The sequence below is a fragment of the Paenibacillus terricola genome, from assembly GCF_014779765.1.
GTDB classification, from domain to species: Bacteria; Bacillota; Bacilli; order Paenibacillales; family Paenibacillaceae; genus Paenibacillus_T; species Paenibacillus_T terricola.
The window spans coordinates 607,656-625,160 of record NZ_JACXZA010000002.1; the positions used below are offsets into that span (position 1 = coordinate 607,656).

At 45.1% G+C, this 17,505-nt stretch carries 17 protein-coding genes and 2 pseudogenes; 12 read left to right on the forward strand and 7 right to left on the reverse strand.

The genetic code is table 11. From position 1 onward, the window contains the following. Positions 1–210: 210 nt before the first annotated feature. From H8B09_RS10160 to H8B09_RS10175, 4 genes are all read left to right on the forward strand, one after another. Positions 211–687, forward strand: a complete 477-nt coding sequence (locus H8B09_RS10160) for a hypothetical protein (protein WP_191203381.1) — start codon at positions 211–213, stop codon at positions 685–687. A 325-nt stretch (positions 688–1,012) separates the two neighbouring features. Further along, positions 1,013–3,496, forward strand: a complete 2,484-nt coding sequence (locus H8B09_RS10165; RefSeq protein WP_191203382.1) for a glycoside hydrolase family 9 protein — start codon at positions 1,013–1,015, stop codon at positions 3,494–3,496. Positions 3,497–4,055: 559 nt separating this feature from the next. Continuing rightward, on the forward strand, positions 4,056–5,054 hold the full coding sequence (locus H8B09_RS10170; RefSeq protein ID WP_224753442.1) for a collagen-like domain-containing protein: 999 nt from the start codon (positions 4,056–4,058) through the stop codon (positions 5,052–5,054). A 467-nt stretch (positions 5,055–5,521) separates the two neighbouring features. Next, a complete protein-coding gene (locus tag H8B09_RS10175; protein WP_191203384.1) occupies positions 5,522–6,469 on the forward strand; it encodes a metallophosphoesterase family protein in 948 nt (315 codons plus the stop codon). A 287-nt stretch (positions 6,470–6,756) separates the two neighbouring features. Here the strand turns inward: H8B09_RS10175 and arsC are convergent, their stop codons facing one another. From arsC to H8B09_RS10205, 6 genes are all read right to left on the reverse strand, one after another. Continuing rightward, positions 6,757–7,182, reverse strand: a complete 426-nt coding sequence (arsC, locus tag H8B09_RS10180; protein ID WP_191203385.1) for an arsenate reductase (thioredoxin) — start codon at positions 7,180–7,182, stop codon at positions 6,757–6,759. Positions 7,183–7,221: 39 nt separating this feature from the next. Then, complete coding sequence (locus H8B09_RS10185; RefSeq protein WP_191203386.1) at positions 7,222–8,514, reverse strand: arsenic transporter; 1,293 nt, start codon at positions 8,512–8,514, stop codon at positions 7,222–7,224. Positions 8,515–8,528: 14 nt separating this feature from the next. Further along, entirely contained in the window at positions 8,529–8,843 is a 315-nt protein-coding gene (locus H8B09_RS10190) for an ArsR/SmtB family transcription factor (RefSeq protein WP_191203387.1), read from the reverse strand. 361 nt (positions 8,844–9,204) lie between these two features. After that, the gene (locus tag H8B09_RS10195) at positions 9,205–9,861 is read right to left on the reverse strand and encodes a histidine phosphatase family protein (protein ID WP_191203388.1); all 657 of its coding nucleotides are present in this window, start codon (positions 9,859–9,861) and stop codon (positions 9,205–9,207) included. A gap of 234 nt (positions 9,862–10,095) precedes the next feature. Further along, complete coding sequence (locus tag H8B09_RS10200) at positions 10,096–11,289, reverse strand: chromate transporter (RefSeq protein ID WP_191203389.1); 1,194 nt, start codon at positions 11,287–11,289, stop codon at positions 10,096–10,098. Positions 11,290–11,846: 557 nt separating this feature from the next. Further along, positions 11,847–12,470 carry a YdeI/OmpD-associated family protein gene (locus H8B09_RS10205; RefSeq protein ID WP_191203390.1) on the reverse strand — a complete coding sequence of 208 codons (624 nt, stop codon included), beginning with the start codon at positions 12,468–12,470 and terminating at the stop codon, positions 11,847–11,849. Positions 12,471–13,163: 693 nt separating this feature from the next. On the opposite strand from H8B09_RS10205, the gene H8B09_RS10210 reads away from it, so the two are divergent. From H8B09_RS10210 to arsM, 3 genes and pseudogenes are all read left to right on the forward strand, one after another. Then, positions 13,164–13,577, forward strand: a complete 414-nt coding sequence (locus tag H8B09_RS10210) for a DUF4267 domain-containing protein (protein WP_191203391.1) — start codon at positions 13,164–13,166, stop codon at positions 13,575–13,577. 10 nt (positions 13,578–13,587) lie between these two features. Continuing rightward, a complete protein-coding gene (locus H8B09_RS10215) occupies positions 13,588–14,031 on the forward strand; it encodes a DUF2269 family protein (protein ID WP_191203392.1) in 444 nt (147 codons plus the stop codon). Positions 14,032–14,080: 49 nt separating this feature from the next. Continuing rightward, positions 14,081–14,176: pseudogene (arsM, locus tag H8B09_RS31210) on the forward strand (arsenite methyltransferase); the annotation flags it as partial. Here the strand turns inward: arsM and H8B09_RS31215 are convergent. Continuing rightward, a pseudogene (locus tag H8B09_RS31215) lies at positions 14,162–14,337 on the reverse strand (IS110 family transposase); the annotation flags it as partial. The pseudogenes arsM and H8B09_RS31215 overlap by 15 nt on opposite strands. A gap of 115 nt (positions 14,338–14,452) precedes the next feature. Between H8B09_RS31215 and H8B09_RS10220 the strand changes: the two are divergent. The 5 genes from H8B09_RS10220 to H8B09_RS30425 all read left to right on the forward strand — a co-directional run bounded on the left by H8B09_RS10220 (position 14,453) and on the right by H8B09_RS30425 (position 17,466). Then, a complete protein-coding gene (locus tag H8B09_RS10220; RefSeq protein ID WP_191203393.1) occupies positions 14,453–15,451 on the forward strand; it encodes a helix-turn-helix transcriptional regulator in 999 nt (332 codons plus the stop codon). Then, positions 15,448–15,750 (forward strand): putative quinol monooxygenase, encoded by a 303-nt coding sequence (locus tag H8B09_RS10225; protein ID WP_191203394.1) that lies wholly within the window; start codon positions 15,448–15,450, stop codon positions 15,748–15,750. The genes H8B09_RS10220 and H8B09_RS10225 overlap by 4 nt, the downstream gene beginning before the upstream one ends. 44 nt (positions 15,751–15,794) lie before the next feature. Beyond that, entirely contained in the window at positions 15,795–16,220 is a 426-nt protein-coding gene (locus tag H8B09_RS10230) for a DUF6157 family protein (RefSeq protein ID WP_191203395.1), read from the forward strand. 32 nt (positions 16,221–16,252) lie between these two features. Further along, on the forward strand, positions 16,253–16,624 hold the full coding sequence (locus tag H8B09_RS10235; RefSeq protein WP_224753443.1) for an ester cyclase: 372 nt from the start codon (positions 16,253–16,255) through the stop codon (positions 16,622–16,624). Between the two features lie 422 nt (positions 16,625–17,046). Beyond that, positions 17,047–17,466: a hypothetical protein gene (locus H8B09_RS30425; protein WP_224753444.1), complete on the forward strand. Its 420-nt coding sequence runs from the start codon at positions 17,047–17,049 to the stop codon at positions 17,464–17,466. The last annotated feature ends 39 nt before the right edge of the window (positions 17,467–17,505 follow it).

Genomic DNA, 17,505 nt, shown 5'->3' on the forward strand with positions numbered 1-17,505 from the left:
CATTATAGCGCTCGCTCGGGATCAAGTCCCACGGGCAAGTACGTTCGACCCGACTACCCTAAACCTCGAGGCTAATGTAAAAAGGATCAACCAGAAAGAAATGGTTGATCTCATAATACGAAGGGCAGATTAGCTTAATATCAATTTCCATTTCTCTTGCAACATACCTCTAACCCCATACGTCAATAACTGTTGAATAGGGGGATAATTATGAAAAAAATTATCTTAACTTTAATAGCAATGTGCTTTATTACGACAGGATGCTTTGGAGCAGATAAAGCGTCTGAAGAAAGAAACCGGGTACCACAACAAGTAGTCATTTCATTAACTTTGGAAGACGTAACGGAAGCTATAAAGGCGGAAGGGCTTGAACTGATACCAGTGGCAACACTTAAAAACGATTGGATATTGAGTAACGTAGAACCGAATAGGTTCCGAGTAGGCAAACCTAATGAGAATACAGACCCTGCTAAATTAGACCAATTTTCTATTTATGTTTTCGAATCAGAGAACGAGCGTAAAAAAGGATTAGATGACTTTAATAAACAAAAAGAAGCATTTGATATGATTGTTCCACTCATCTATGAAGCCAAAAATGTAATGATGATTTATTGGTCTGATGCTTATAACCCGAACAAATTTGGACAACAATTTCAAGATACATTCGACCGACTTAGAAATAAGTAATCAAGGGCAGGATAGTTTAAATATGTGTTAATATGGAACTAAAAAATCGCAGCCGGCCCGAGCGGATCGGCTGCCCAAAAATATAGTATTTTGTAACCCTTTTGCCCCATTGGTAAAAGGGTTTTTGTTTATGCAAAAAGAATGTGTTTTAGTGTGACTATGAAAGGACGTTCATAATTTCTAGAAAACGCGAGGAATGATCCCATTCCCTATGTCCCCGACACGAAGCGCAATAGAACCTGGCTTTTCGTTTTCCCTGTAATTACCTATGCATTAGACCACGGCTATGATCAATATCAGGAACACAAAAAAAGGAGGCTGCATTATGGAAAAAGTAAGCGGTTCCACACCCTCTGCGAAACAGGCATTCAAGTTAAATCACGCATCCGGATATTTTCAAAGCCTAGGTGTGGATGTGATGGCCTTCGACGATATTTATCCGGAGGGGCATCAATCCGGTGTAAGTATCATTATGCACGGCAATCGAGTCGCTACAAATGGCGATATACGTTTAGAACAGACGCCCGGACAATGGCAGCCAGTGCCACAACAAGGTAAGCGCGAACTGGATGAAGCGGCGAATACGATCACCACTTCGCTGAGTTTTCCGGACTCCTCGAGGCACTTGAAAGGCTTTAATCCGATGATCTATCCGGATTTCGAGTTCAATTACAAGGTTATCGTCAAAGGTGAAGGCACGTCGGTCACCGTTACCGTTGATTTGGATCGACCGATACCGGACAAATTTGTCGGAAAAATATGCTTTAATCTGGAACTATTCCCCGGCGCGTTGTTCGGAAAGCCTTGGATAATGGACAACAGGTCGGGAATCTTTCCTGAACAGCCCAACGGCCCTGTTTTGTCGCTGCCGTCCAATTATTCGCATACCGGGAATTTTAGTGAACCCGATGCGAACGCTGATCTAAAACTTCTGTCCGGCGACAACAAGGGATACAATCCGATTATTGCCGATGACCTCATTGCCGAACCGTATGCTGTTGGCAGACGTTTTACAGTGCGGCCCGACGACCCTTACAACCGCTTTACCATTGAAAGCAAGGGAACGGAGCTTAAGTTATACGACGGGCGCATGAACCACAACAACGGTTGGTTTGTGATCAGCAGCGAAGTCCCTGCCGGAGCCACTCATAATGCGATTCAATGGGTCATCACACCTAATGTCGTAGAACACTGGATCTCTCCGGCAATTGTTCAGACATCGCAGGTAGGATACCATCCTAGCCAATCAAAAACGGCAATCATTGAACTTGACAAACGTGATAGCAAACGAGAAAAACCGGTTCTTTTCAAAATAACAGAGACAGGCGAAAAACAGGTTCTCTCAACTGAAGGACAGGAATGGGGACAATTCCTCCGCTATCACTACTTGAAATTCGATTTTACGGACATTAGGGAAGAAGGTCTGTACAAAGTTCGTTACGGTTCGTCGGAGTCGGCCATTTTCCGCATCGCCAGCGATGTTTACGACCGAGGCGTCTGGCAGCCGGTGCTGGAGTATTTCCTTCCCGTACAGATGTGTCATATGCGGGTAAGTGAAAAATACCGCGTATGGCATGGCCATTGTCATCATGACGACGCTCGGATGGCTCCGGTAAATCTCAATCACTTTGACGGATATGTACAAGGGCCTTCCACATTGACCAATTACAAACCGGGCGATATTGTTCCGAGGCTAAATACTGGCGGTTGGCACGATGCCGGCGATTTTGACCTTCGCGTAGAGTCACAGTCCGGTGAATTCTATACCCTGGCTCTGGCGTACGAAGCCTTTGATGTCTATTACGATGCAACCACCATTGACCAAGACCAACGAATCGTCGAAATCCATCAGCCTGACGGCAAAAATGACATCCTGCAGCAGATCGAGCACGGCGTCTTGTCCGTAGTGGGTGCCTATAATGCATTAGGACGGCTTTATCGGGGGATTATTGAAAGCGACCTTCGGCAATATGTACACCTTGGCGACAGCGCGAGCATGGCCCCGGATCGCTGGGTGTTTACTGAAGATAATCCGCCGCGCGAATTGCTAACCGCCGCTCATCTGGCAGCGGCTGCCCGCGCTTTGAAAGATTTCAACCCTACATTAAGTAACCAGACCTTACAGGCGGCCTGTGAGATTTTTAAGGTTACGGATGGGACCGGCCTTGCTAGAACGGCAAAAATTCATGCCGCCGCAGAATTATTCCTGACCACCGGCGAACAAGAATATAAAGACTTTTTACTGTCGGAAGCCGATTTTATCGTCGAGTCGATTGACAAGGTGGGTTGGTTTATCGCACGAGCCGAAAACGCGATGAATGACGCCGGTTTTACAACAAAGATTCGCGATGCTTTGCCGGCTTTGAAAGAACAGTTTGCGCGGCAGAGTGCTGAAACACCGTACGGGATACCGTATCGCCCGCATATCTGGGGAGCGGGTTGGGGCATCCAGAGACTGGGATACGAATACTATTTCCTACATAGGGCTTATCCCGATATTTTCGATTCCGAATTGATTTTCAATGCATTGAACTTTGTTCTGGGATGTCATCCGGGTTCCAATAATATGTCGTTTGCGTCGGGAGTGGGCGCCAATTCGGCAACGGTAGGGTATGGACTCAATCGAGCCGACTGGTCGTATATTCCCGGCGGCGTCATTTCGGGTACTGCACTGATCCGTCCCAACTTCCCGGAACTGCTAGTGTTCCCTTATTTGTGGCAACAGGTGGAATATGTAATGGGAGGCGGCTCTACGCATTTTATGTTTATCGCATTAGCGGCGCAACAACTTACAAACGGTAAAAAATAAACGAATACAAGGTTTACACGCAAAGCCCGCGATTATTAATCGCGGGCTTTGCGGTGAAGTAAACCACATAGTCGAGGAAATGCCTAAGGTTTCGTGCAATCTTGCCTACAGATTGGGAAGGGTTCCATAACAACGATTTTGATTCGGAAAGTGCTAGACTCTGCGATGTGATCTATTTTCCAAGGTCTGAAGAAGGTACGAAGAATTGGGCTGGGAATCAAGCATCCAAAGGTCCGGACGGCGATAACTTCAGTCTCGCAATCGAAACACTTGAAGGTGAACTGGTTGGCACTATTGGTGCTCACCAGTGTGGAATAGGCATTGTTTAGGATGACATCCAGCCTGCTGAACGACATGCTCGACCTGCTGGGAATCTGTTACATCGAGCGTTAAGAGGAGAACAGCGTCTTTGATTGCTGTGAAAATATGCCTCATCTGAGCGTTTGCATACAAACACTGATAAATTTGCATTGGCGCCTAACCTAATAATGGACGCACGTCCAAACCAATGATAGCTCTCAGTCATAGGGTATACGGACTTAGGAAGGAGGCGTTTAAAATGCAAGGCTGCCAAGACGAAGGGAATTGTCAGAAAAAAGTCGTGTTAGTTTGCCCTCCAGGAAAAAAAAGGGCCAAACGCAAACATCGCAGGCAAGCTGCAAAAACGATTACGTTGTCTTGTCCACCTCCCAAAATAGAATTTGTAGCGCCAACCATTTCCGGTCCTCCAGGGCCTGCCGGACCACAAGGGCCAATCGGGCCGCAAGGACCTGCCGGACCTGCCGGAGGACCGCAAGGACCTGTCGGACCGCAAGGACCACAAGGAAATGCAGGGCCTGCCGGACCGATGGGCGCGCAAGGGGAAGCAGGTCCGCAAGGGCCAATCGGTCCAGTGGGGCCACAAGGTCTTATCGGTCCTACTGGCCCGATGGGATTGCAAGGGCCTATGGGGCCACAAGGCGAAATGGGATTGCAGGGGCCAATTGGTCCACAAGGGTCGCAAGGTATACAAGGGGAACAAGGACCACAGGGCATTCAAGGGCCGACAGGTGCGCAGGGACCTCCAGGAACCACCACTTCGACAAAAGTCGTAGTATTTCAAGGGGCTAATGCGGGATTCCAATTGTTCGTTGGCTCGCCGGGCCCAGAATCGGGGACGATACCGTACGTCATCTCGGGAAACGGAAGCGTAGTTGGGGTTTCTGGTACTATTGACGTGAATAATCTGGGGATAGGATCTTACATCTACGAGGTATGTTTGAATGTAGTAAACACCGCGGCAACGCCGCTGCCTGCCAATGTAGTGGCAACCGTAACGTTGACGGTGACAGCTCCTATTACCGGAACAATCATCTTCTCATCCAGAGCGACCGATGTGGGCCCGCATCCAGTACTCGTCTCGAATGGAGCACCTTACGTGGTGACGTCCGCTACCGTCACCTGGACTAGTAATATACCGGGTACACCGATAACGAGAAATACTGCGCTTTCTTTATTTTTAAATACTAATGTTTCGAACAGCGCAACCTACTCCGTTTATGTTTCAACCGATATATAGAATAACCACGTTCGACAAGGTTGCCCGCTTTGACAATAACGGCAAGTTGAGGGCACCTTATTCTGGTGCCCTCCGCAACCTTTTATCACTGCCGCATATTAATCTCGAAGGCTTGGCGGCTTATTGTCTAACCGAATCATATGTTTGATCGTTGACCAGAATCAACATATAAGCATCACTCTCAGACATCGCATCCATACGTTGATAGGAAGGTCCGTTTCAGACAAGGACCGCAAGACTTTATTCATATGTACCCGTCACTTTTGATGCGGAGTACGTTTAGAAAATAATTGTAAGTGGACAAGATCATACTCGAATCGATAAGTTGACCCTTTCGGGGGTCTCTTTGGTTTATTCAAAATCTGCTGTTAATCCGCTCCTGCCTCAAACCTTGGAAGAGCCCATGTGCATTAACTAAATTATCAATTCGTAAAAAACTTTTAAGTTCCTTGGGAGAGGATGTTAACTTGAAACCAAGAGCGCAGAAAGTGAAACTAAAGAATACAACCTCGAATAAACAGAGCACGTTGTTTCTTACTTCCAAAGCCCAGTTATTGACGAATGTAAAGAAGTTGAAAGGAAACAATTACACTTTTATTGGTATGGGTGACAGTTGGGCAGGGGACGGGCAAACGAGCAATGCGATATTTGGTTCAGCCTTAACCGCTATTCGCAATTTGAAGAAAAAACCTTTATTTATTTTGCATAATGGAGATGCCGTATTCACGGGAAGCGATCAGGAATTCAAGACAGGGGGATCTTATTCCGGTGTTCCTGTAAAAAGCTTACTGCAACTAATTAAAGATCCGATTAAAGGCGTACCAGATATCCCCTTCTTCATCGTTCCCGGCAACCACGAAGGCACAGGTATAAACGGTCCGCTTACGAATTTCAGAAAATATATCGGTCCTACGCATTTTGGAATTCAACTTCCTAAAATTAAAACCACTATCATCGGTCTAAATAACTCGCAGCAGATCGGCACAAACACAAATGGGCAAACGATCTACGGTTTTGCGCCAGGGGAGCTAGCTTTTCTGAGAAATCAATTAAAAAAGGCCCGGAAAAATACTCTGGTGACCATGCATGTGCCCCCCAGAGTTGGGAAATGGGCAAATCCGCGATATTTTCAGGATCCAACATCAACCTTTGGTAATGCTAAAGGACAATTGAACCGATTCCTGTCTACTATTCGAGGCAAGGTTCCTCAAGTTCTCGCGGGACATGTGCATGCCTTGGATCATTTAACCTTTCAAGGTACGAGGTATACGATATCTGGGGGAGCCGGTGCGCCTCTTGTAAAAAAAGGCTTCCTTAAGGGCGCGCCGACACCTATCTTTCACATTATCGAATTTACTGTTAAAAATGGTGTTATCGTGAAACGTCGTGTTATTCCTATCGGTGAGACAGCATAAGTATGTCAGAGTCGGGTTAGGGCTTAGAAAATAAACCATAGTTCCACCATATAGGAGGATGGGACTGATGGCCCCGCTTCGGTACTCTTGAAATGTATTGTTTGTTTTATAATTGGAGGCTGCTGACGTGAGTGACCAGCAGCCTTTTTGACCAAAGAAAGGAGCACAAAATCGCTCTTTACAACATGGGGCTCCGATCCGAGAAACCATAATGGAGGGAGCAGATTTTGTACGCCATGACCAATAAATCAAAAGGCATCAAAGAGAACGTGCTGCAATTCGCCATGTTACTCGCCATCCTTCAAGAATTGCTCAATACGTGATTTAATAGCTTCTCGAACATTACGAAACTGCGCCATAATTTCATCTTCTGTACCCGTTGCTTTAGCCGGATCATCAAACCCCCAGTGCCACTTGACTACATTCGGGTTCGAGATGACAGGGCAGTGCTCATCCGCATGTCCACATAATGTAATGACATAAGTAGCGCGATTAAGGATATCAGCATTAATAACGTCAGAGCTGTTACCGCTTATGTCTACGCCAGCTTCATTCATGACTTGAACAGCGCGTGGATTCAATCCATGTGCCTCAAGACCAGCGCTTTTTACTTCGTACCGATCTCCACCAAGTGCGTTCATAAAGCCATCTGCAATTTGGCTGCGACAGGAATTGCCCGTGCAAAGAAAATAGATAAGTGGTTTGTTAGTCATTTGAATGACCCCTTTTCATTAAATTAGTAATCCAAAGTATTAGCCTACGACTTTAAGCCACAAATACAATCCAGAGAGTGTAATAAAGAGTACAGGAACGGTCAGAATAATTCCTGTCTTGAAGTAGGTGCCCCAAGAGATCTTGACGCCCTTACTAGATAAAACATGCAGCCACAGCAGCGTGGCTAAGGAACCGATCGGTGTTATTTTCGGACCTAAGTCTGAGCCAATAACATTCGCATAAATAAACGCTTCACGTATGATTCCTGTTGGATTCGTATCCTGAATAGCCAATGCATCAATCATAACCGTTGGCATGTTGTTCATGATCGAGGAGAGAATGGCGGCAACAAAACCAGTTCCTACCGTTGCTACGAATAGACCTTGATCACCAACCCAATCAAATACCTTACCAAGCTCATCCGTTAATCCTACGTTACGAAGACCATAAACAACCACGTACATACCGATGGAGAAGACTACAACAGCCCATGGAGCGCCTTTAACCAGCTTCCAAGTGTGAATCTCCTGGCTACGTCTAGCAAGAAGCAAGAAGATAATAGCGGCAATGCCGGCAATGATGGAAACTGGAACATCAATAAACTCACTGGTTAGATAAGCGATCAGTAGCACTGCAAGGATAAACCAGGAGGTCTTGAACAGACGCAAGTCCTTTATTGCATCTGCAGGCTTCTTCAACTGCTGCAGATCATACTGCCTCGGGATGCTCCGACGGAAGAACAAGAAGAGGACAAGCAAGCTTGCTGCGATCGAGAATAGGGTAGGGACGATCATGCGACTTGCGTACTCTGCAAATCCAACTCCGAAGAAATCCGAAGATACAATGTTGACCAAATTACTTACGACAAGCGGTAGTGAAGCCGTATCCGATATAAAACCGCTCGCCATAATAAATGGCAATATCATGCGTTCATCAAACTTGAGAGCTCGAACCATTGCCAGGACGATCGGCGTTAAGATGAGGGCAGCTCCGTCGTTTGCGAAGAACGCAGCCACCGCAGCCCCGAGTAATATGACGTAAACAAACATGAGTCGCCCATTACCTCGGGCAAAACGAGCCATATGCAGCGCAGACCATTCGAAGAATCCAATCTCATCGAGGATGAGAGAAATTAATATGACAGCTACAAAGGCTAGTGTGGCATTCCAAACAATCTGGGTTACGTCCCATACGTCTTGAAAGGTAACAACACCGAAGATTAATGCAATGATTGCGCCACCTAATGCGGACCAACCGATATTAAGTCCTTTTGGCTGCCAAATCACAAATACTAAAGTAACAAGAAAGATAATCGATGCTAGTGCTAACATAGTACCTCCTGTAGTTAATTACAGCCTTGGGACTTCAATGCATTGATTTGATCTCGCATTGAAGGAAGTTCATCGATTACTGGCTTTAAATAGGGCTTATCGTCAACATTCAGCGAATAGTAAATCCATTGACTTCGCCTTGTTTCGTTAATAAGTCCGCCAGTTCTCAGCTTCTTAAGATGTTGACTAACGTTAGGTTGGGTCGTGTTGAGTAAATCGACAATATCGCAAACACACATTTCACGCTCTCGCAATAAAGCAATAATGGTTAATCTGGTCTTATCAGAGAGTAGCTTAAGTGATTCCGACATTTCATCAATGGTCGGCATTGGAATTTCACTCCTTTCCATGAATACAACTTATCTTGGTCACTCCGTATTATACACGCTCAATAATATAAGTAAATATTTATATAATCATTTACTTATATTTAAACCAAAACAATCGCCTGCGGCCTACACCGTCGAAAGCGGAGCATTCTCTCGTGTACAGCCATACTCGGATGTTCTACCGAGGGATGATAACCAATCAGGTGATTATTTTGGGGATATCGCAATCTAAGTGAGAACGTAGAACCGAGCAAGAAGTGACTGTATACTTCCTGTAAGAATCATCAAAGAAGCCCGGCGATCTATGATCGTGCGGGCTTTGTTAATTGGCATCAGGATGATTCACGGACAGAGGGGAGTTTTATTTTGACCACCTTATTAATTCTTCGGACGTAATTCTCCCTACAACTTCATACCCTTTGCCGGATCCTTTTGGTTTTATGATTACAGCTCCTAGATTTGGAATATCACCAAGAGCTACATTAGGTGGGAAGGTGTGAGCAACTATGACTGTGTTTGTCCCGCGAGCAGGGGGAGTTTCGAAGATTTTGGTTAGATCCGATAATATTTGCTGCTTCTCTACAGCTGGAAGACCTTCCATTTTTAATTTTTCAATGGAGGCTAAACTAGGATTTACGGTAACGTTTTTTTTGCCAAAAATAATGTCCGCTGTATCCTTCGCTCGACAATAAGGATCAGATATGACCGGCAAGTGAATGGGAAAGGGATTCTGCTTAAAAACTTCTCCAATTGCCTGAGCTTGTTCTTTACCACGATCACTTAAATTTCTCTGCGTTCGGCAATCGTTAAGGTTAAGTTCAGGCTGATCTTGGCCAACCGTTGCCTCTCCATGTCTAAAATAAATAATGAACCCACCTGATCTTAATTTATCAAGTATTGTCATGTCATTGCTAATTTCAATATTACGAGCACCAACCTCAGTAGCAGCAAAAGGGAGCACTACCGAGTAAATAGCAAGTGAGACCATTACTTTTATAACTTTTAGGGTCACAGACACAGTTCACATTTTCCTTTCCGAGTTTATTTAGTTCTCATCTGGTAGTTTTTCAAAAACATATTGGAAATATACTCTGGATCAAAGACGCGGAGGTCTAAATGGCCATCCATAGGTATTACGAGAGCTCGAAAAAATTGCCGATTGCAACTCAAAAAACGAGCCCATAAATAAAAGAGTGGCTCGTTTATAAATTGGAACTGATATTTACTGAAATACATCCGTTGAAGTAATAAGCTAGAATAAAGCAATTAATGAACCACCTGCAGCACCAAAAACAACAATGATCCATGGCGGAATTTTCCAAAAAACAAGCAACAGAAACAATATGGAAACCAATGCAAAATCAACAGGGGCCAGAATCGCCGTTGTCCAAAGAGGATTATACAAAGCTGCCAACAGGATACCTACAACTGCTGCGTTAATCCCGATTAGTACGCCTTGAACATTTGGGTTCTTCCTTAATGAGCTCCAGAAAGGAAGCGCTCCTACGATTAATAGAAAAGCAGGAAGAAATATAGCGACAGTAGCAATTAATGCTCCAGTAACGCCGTTTATCATCGCCCCCAAGTATCCTGCAAAGGTGAATAATGGTCCAGGTACTGCTTGTGCTGCTCCATACCCCGCAAGAAAGTCAGCTTTGCTAATCCATCCTGTAGGTACAACTTCACGTTCGAGCAAAGGAAGTACCACATGCCCCCCGCCAAATACAAGTGAACCTGAACGGTAAAAGCTATCGAATAATGACAACCAATCCGCAACTATAATTTGCCTCATGAGTGGCAACAAAATCAAGAGTCCAAAGAAGCCGACTAAACAGAGGACCGCAACACTTCGTCTGATGGGTACGGTGAGATCCACTGATTCAGGAATCGTTGATTTTCTATATAGTATCATGCCAACAATTCCTGCAATAACAATCAGTATAACTTGGCTAAATGCGGTTTGCCACAAGAGAGTAATAGATGCAGCAATGATGGCAATTGTTGCCCTATTCCGATCGGGTGTCAATTTCTGTCCCATACCAAGGACGGCTTGAGCGACAATGGCAACGGCTACAATCTTAAGACCATGAATCCAACCAGCGCTGCTAATATCAAATCCTTGCATAAGGAAGGCAAACAAGACCAAAACAATGACTGAGGGAAGAGTAAACCCAATCCAGGCTGTCAGCCCACCTAAAAGTCCAGCTCGCAGAACACCGATTCCAATTCCGACCTGACTACTGGCAGGTCCAGGTAAAAATTGACACAATGCGACTAGATCTGCATAAGTTCGTTCATCCATCCATTTGCGGCGACGTATGTATTCATCATGAAAATAACCAAGATGAGCGATCGGCCCACCGAAGGAAGTAAGACCAAGTTTAGTTGAGACTGCTAATACTTCCAAAAGCGCTGCCAATTTGCTTTTATTTGTAGTGCTGTCCATATTAGAGGGTTTCTCCTTCTTAACAAGATAGATTATAATGTCCCATAATAATTACGGTACTCAGTGATGGTAACCGCCGAGAAACATTTTCTCTTTATGATATCCGATCGATTGAGGGAGTACAAAAGCGAAATATGCAATACCTGTACTTTTTACATAATCTTAAAAGAAGCTGACTCCGATGTGGGGAAGAGGGCGATTCTTCGTTATATGTTGCTTTCAAAACTATAATAAGGGTTGCCGTCGGTGAATCAGATTTCCCTTCAATACTAGGTCTTCTAGTAATTGGCCCAGCTAAAGGGATTGAGAATCCACCTGAGGGTTGAATGGATAAGCCATCCATTGTAACTTGACCACTCAACAACAATGCAGCTGAATAGGTTAGTCGAACTGCGCTCCCGCCGTTAGGTGGGGGCTATTTGACGCTTAAGCAAAAAAAAATACATCGCCGTTGTGTATAAGCCACATGGCAATGTATTCGTCATTTAAGTACTGCTATACGCTTTTTGGGCTATGATGAGGGATTCGAAACCCCGATCGCGAGGTTAGGCGCTCTTTTACTTATCGTATTTCCAGAATCGACCTTTGCCTTCGGCGATCCATTCCAGGGCTTCATCTATTCGCTGTTGTTTTGTGGCATCGGTCTTTGCACTTTCAAGCCATACGATGTAGTTCTTGCGGAATGACGGTGATTGGTTCTCAAAAACTTGTTGAGCAGTAGGATTTTTCGATAGTGCTTCCAGGAAATATGCCGGAGTTTCCACTGGGTTGCTGCCCGGCGCTGCTTTGGCTGTCTTGTCAAGTTTCACGCCTCGGTCATTTAAATCCATCGCTTCTTTGATAAAGCCTGCGAGTTCCTCATCTGATGGCAGCTCAGACATACTCGTGATTCTGCCCATAAATCGCTGGCCTGGCTTTACCTTCTTGCCACCAGCAAATCGGGGATCGCTCATGAACTCAGATTTTATAAACGTGAGCGAACAGTGGTTTTTAGATGAGGCTAATACGCACATGAAATCGTTTTTGTAATCAAAATGCGGGATGGCCCACTTAATTGATTCCACTACATTAGGGCAGTTTTTGTGGATCTGCTCTCTAAGATGATTGAGGATTGGTTTGGCAAAATCCTCAGAGTTTTCGATGTACTGTGTAACTTTTGGGTCAGTGCTCTCTAGTGACATTTAATATATTCTCCTTCCGGTACATTGTTTATGCCAGATCCTTGTTCACCTTGTCCATTTCAACCCAAAGCAGCAACAAAAGCGATGCCTTGCGGGGGAGTGGCTGAATAATAATCCATGAGCAAGCAAGAGAAGCCAAACGAAGTTCTTTATCACCGATTGTACCTAAGTATGCGGTTATTAAATAGTACTATTTTTTTTCGAACATAGTACGGTTGAACGCACTACCTATATAGAAAGCACAAAAAGGTTTTCTTACTCGTTGTCTATTCGTTCGCTCTTCAAGACTAAGTATGAATAAAAAGCGTACTTTTCAAAAACATAATCTGACTCAATAATTGGGGGGGATATAACTCCACTTTAAAAACAGGGAGGAATCAGTATAAGAATCTTGGTGATCTTGGCACATCCGGATCTGGACAAATCCTGTGCCAACCGGGCTTTACTGAATGCTGTGCGGGAGGAGACAATTGTTTTACGATCAGTGAATTTTTAAAACCGATCCAAAGAACGATTACCAAATGTAAGGGCCGTTTTCTTCCTTCTATTGTTGCTTACAGCGCGTCACAGGGGGACGATGCCTTTCTCTCTCAAGAAGCTAAAAGATATGTGGACCATATCCAATCTGTTCCGAGCTTGCTTGTTCATTAATATTGCAGAAAACCAAATTGAACAGAAAAAGGAGATCATCAAATGAGTAAATCTGATTGGGGACTTAAGTCAGTAACATTTTGGTTAGTGGGTGTTATTACACTGTTGATGCTGTTTTTAGGAGTAAAAGGCTTTATCCAGCCAGTAGCTGCGATTCGAGGATTTGGCATACCGCTGCATGACACTGCCGATAAAAATCTTGTGTATATAAAAGCGGACCGAGATCTGTTTATTGGCATCTTCCTATTAGTCTTGATGATCCTTCGTATGAGAAAAGCATTGCTTGTCGGTATGTTAACTTCAATTTTGATACCATTAATTGATGCAACTTTGGTATTAACGAATGCGGTGGACAAAACACCTTCTTGGATTCATATCGTTTCTGCCGTATATGGGCTTGTAATAGGCTGGATGTTGTATCGAGAAGAACGGCAAGCCACAACAACAACTAAATAGGGGGCAATACATGTACAATTACCTGTTGTTCATCCATATCCTCTCCGCGGTGACAGCCATTGCCGCAGTCATTTGCTATCCCATCATCATGAGCAGCGCCCGGACAGTGGGTCAAACCAAATTCGCGCTTTCGTTGCTGGAGAAGACGGCTATCCTGCCGAAACTCGGTGGCACGCTACTGCTTCTTACGGGTCTTGCGATTGGCTTTCAAGAAACCTATTTATTTCGAGAGCAGTGGTATGTGGCTTCGATTGTCGTCTTCTTTATCATTTTGGTCATCTTTGCTCGACTTCTTCCTGTCGGTAACAAGCAACAGCTAAAGTTGCTGCAGCAGACGCAGGGCGATGATCTACCTGAGGCGTACCGACTGAGTCGTAGACGCTCCGCCTTGCTAGAAGCGGTCGCTATTCTTGCCGTTTTCGTCTCGATTCTGCTAATGGTATTCAAACCGTGAGAAGGGACTCCCTCTCGAGGAGACCCTTTAATTATAATGGGTAAAGATGTTGACCACGGTTCCAGATGGTTCTAATCTCGGGCTTGGTTGCGGCAACCCACAAGCAATTGCATCTCTAAAGCCTCACCCCGAGCTGAAAGACATCAACGGCATCCGTCTTTACCCGTCTCAAATTGGTCTTTTTAGCTTCATGAGAGATTAACGGATTTATGACGATGGTTAAATACTGGTGCTCATCTTGAACAACGGGACTATGTTAGTGTCCTGTAGCCTCCATAACAACGAGGGGCGTATTCCTGCAGCGGACTCCACATCTTTTTTTAAAGACATTAAATTACTGACTGCATTTGTCAGTGATTTAGGGTTATACTCAAAACGAGTTTGGAATAGCTTGGTTATACTTGGAAAGAAGGATTAGTCGATGACGAAATCGGACAATATGTTATCGATTCTCTGGATGCTGCGCTCTGGAAAACGGATGACCGCTAAGCAGTTGGCGGAAGAGCTCGAGATTCACGTGCGGACCGTCTATCGCTGTATAGATTCTCTGTGCGTCAGCGGGGTTCCAATCATTGCGGATTCGGGCCCAAACGGCGGCTATAGCATCCTAAGCCGGTTTACCGATTCCCCGCTCTTCTTCGATATCGAGGAGCAGAAGGCGTTGATCCATGCCTCAATATTTGCTAAGGAGGCTGGGTACCCCTACTCAGATGATTTAACCCGAGCGATGGACAAGATGATGCGCTACGCGAACGAGAAACAACTGGATCATCTTAAGAGTCATAGTACTGCCTTATCCGTCATTTATCCACGAACGGACGGAGTGCTTCAACTCTATCTTCAAGTGCTGGAGGCGGCGGCAGGACAGGGTCGGACGGTGGAAATGCAATATGACCGGGGCAAGGGTGAGGCCCCTCTTCCACGACTGTTCAACCCTTATGGTATCGTCTATTGGAAAGGGAACTGGTATACGGTAGGGTATTGCGGTTATCGGAAGGAGTTGCGGAATTTTCGAGTGGACCGTATTCGCTCATTGCGGGAGACGGAGGGACGTTTCCAGCGTCCGGCGGGTTTCTCGGCTAAAGATCATCTGCTCGATCATCTGCTTCCTAATCCAACCGGATCAGCTAAGTTCGAGACCGTTCGAATTAAGGGTCAAGAACAGGTTCTGAACGAGTTGTGTCATCATTGGTTGTTCGGGCATGCACTCGTTGAGCGTATGCCCGAAGAGGCCGTGTTCCAGTTAGAACATTCGATGTTGCAGACGTATGTCCCTTATTTTTTGATGCCGTACGGTACAGCCTTGCAGATTGAGTCGGAGCTGCTTATCGGAAAGATGGTGGAGGCGAACTCCCGAATGATTGCGCATTACGAAGCCATGTTGGCAAATTCCACAAGAAGAGAGGAAAATGAACGATGAGCAAGTTCGCCATGTTCGGAAAATTAACGGCCCACGAGGGGAAACGGGAAGAGCTCGCGGAGATGATGCTGGCATCCAGCGCGACATTGAACGATATGGAGGGCTGCATCTATTATATCCTGCATGCGGCTGAAGACGATCCTAACGACCTTTGGATTACGGAGCTATGGGAGAGTCAGGAGTTTCATGCCGCATCTTTGAAAAACGAGAAGGTATTGGAGCTCATCGGGCGTTGCCGGCATTTAATCGCAGGGGGCAGTGCTGTAAAGGTTCGGCCGCTCGGAGGAAAAGGATTTTAATTAAATCGATGAGCGGTGCTATACCTGATTCAGGAGGAATGAGGATGGACTGGAATTACTATGATACGTTCATTACCGTTGCCGCGGATTGCCCCTCAGAGACCGGAATGAAGCCCTTGGACAAGAAAAACGGGAAAACAAAGCCGGGTATCGAGTTTGAGTTACTCGCGGATAAACCGTATGGCAATACTCAGGAGGAACTCTTGTACATCGTGCATATCCGACACAAAAACATTCCGGAGGAGGAGTTAGCTGAGAGAGGGGACCAGATTCGAGACGAGTTTTTTATGAAACCGAAACCATGCTTGAGAGCATCGATGCTCCCGAAAAAATACGGATGGGGTATTCACTTCGATGCGAAGGGGAAAATCGCGATCGTTCCGATGGAATCTCCAGAGTATAGGCGATTTGTGGAAGGAGCCTATGGAAATGTGAAGCTGCTCGCCGCTATGAGAAACAAGAAGAAGTGAGTGCAATCACAGGAGAAACGGAGAGAAATTCTTTGATTAGAGAGGAATCTGAACAAATCATTTATCGAATGTACGAAGCATTCAATAGCAGAGACATAAATTCGGTAGATGATATTTTTACAAATGGATTTTACAGCCATCCCTTACAAGCGGGGATTGAAGCGGTTAAAAAAGCATGGGCTTCAATGTTCGAACGGTTCCCGGATATCCGAGTGGTCGTCGAAGATCTGCTTGTTGATGGCGATAAAGCTGCGAGTCGCACAAGTATTCAGGGAATCAATATAGCGGATTCTGAAAAACAGCCGATGATTATTGAACTTATCCGCCTAGAAAACCAACGGATTGCCGAAGTATGGGGGCTTACGAATTTGGGGGAGTTTTTCGGGGAAAAGCGTAAGGGTTAACCTCCTAACGGGCAACGATAGCTCAACTATGACCCGTAAGATGGACACTTTGAAAAAAGTGACCATCTTACGGGTCATAGTTCATATATTAGGGCAGGCGTACCGAGCGTGTGGGATATTGCTTACGTATCAATGCGGCTAATGTCCGCTCGAACAGAGGATGCAAACCCATACGATCTGGCCTGATCTCCTAGAATGGATGTGACCCCAATATACACCTGAGCTATACTTATAGCTCAGTTCATACTCCGTTTCTGGGCTAAGTATGGTGCCATCAGTAGAATAAGTGGTTAAGGTGAATTTTACACCGTTAGGCTCAATGATATATGTCTACGAAAGCGTGCTGTTATCCTTTACCTTAAGCGATTGACCTGGCTCCACAGCCAGGATGTTATAGATGCTCTTTGCGGGAGTTAACGTCAATGTTGCTTGAAGTTTGGATACAGTTACCGCGAAATAACCGCTGTTGTTACTCATTGTACTTTCCCCAGTGCTTGAATATACCTCGTACGTTACAAGAACTCCCACTCGGATTATCGATAGCCACATCGATCCCTGTTCTCACACAATTCCTACACCACCAATACAACTATGAGCAATTTACACTTCCTATGTCTACAATTGTTGAAGCAACCAGAACCATGGATGAGGACGATGCAATAAAAATCATAAAACGAATGGGTGTGAATTATAAATTTAATTTTGATCTGGCAGCCCAGCTGCTGGAAGACCATTTGCAATCGAGAAATACGTTGAGAAATCAAGCCGAATATCTCGACAATGCCGTATTTGGAATGAATATTACGATCAGCTTGATGAATATATTGCGCACGAAAAAATAGACCCAATGGGCTTGAATCTTGTTTTACCTCTCAATATTC

Coding starts and splice junctions, on each gene's coding strand:
- H8B09_RS10160 (WP_191203381.1), top strand. CDS start 211: ATGAAAAAAATTATCTTAACTTTAATAGCAATGTGCTTTATTACGACA.
- H8B09_RS10165 (WP_191203382.1), top strand. CDS start 1,013: ATGGAAAAAGTAAGCGGTTCCACACCCTCTGCGAAACAGGCATTCAAG.
- H8B09_RS10170 (WP_224753442.1), top strand. CDS start 4,056: ATGCAAGGCTGCCAAGACGAAGGGAATTGTCAGAAAAAAGTCGTGTTA.
- arsC (WP_191203385.1), bottom strand. CDS start 7,182: ATGACTAACAAACCACTTATCTATTTTCTTTGCACGGGCAATTCCTGT.
- H8B09_RS10185 (WP_191203386.1), bottom strand. CDS start 8,514: ATGTTAGCACTAGCATCGATTATCTTTCTTGTTACTTTAGTATTTGTG.
- H8B09_RS10190 (WP_191203387.1), bottom strand. CDS start 8,843: ATGCCGACCATTGATGAAATGTCGGAATCACTTAAGCTACTCTCTGAT.
- H8B09_RS10200 (WP_191203389.1), bottom strand. CDS start 11,289: ATGGACAGCACTACAAATAAAAGCAAATTGGCAGCGCTTTTGGAAGTA.
- H8B09_RS10205 (WP_191203390.1), bottom strand. CDS start 12,470: ATGTCACTAGAGAGCACTGACCCAAAAGTTACACAGTACATCGAAAAC.
- H8B09_RS10210 (WP_191203391.1), top strand. CDS start 13,164: ATGAGTAAATCTGATTGGGGACTTAAGTCAGTAACATTTTGGTTAGTG.
- H8B09_RS10215 (WP_191203392.1), top strand. CDS start 13,588: ATGTACAATTACCTGTTGTTCATCCATATCCTCTCCGCGGTGACAGCC.
- H8B09_RS10220 (WP_191203393.1), top strand. CDS start 14,453: ATGACGAAATCGGACAATATGTTATCGATTCTCTGGATGCTGCGCTCT.
- H8B09_RS10225 (WP_191203394.1), top strand. CDS start 15,448: ATGAGCAAGTTCGCCATGTTCGGAAAATTAACGGCCCACGAGGGGAAA.
- H8B09_RS10230 (WP_191203395.1), top strand. CDS start 15,795: ATGGACTGGAATTACTATGATACGTTCATTACCGTTGCCGCGGATTGC.
- H8B09_RS30425 (WP_224753444.1), top strand. CDS start 17,047: ATGTTGCTTGAAGTTTGGATACAGTTACCGCGAAATAACCGCTGTTGT.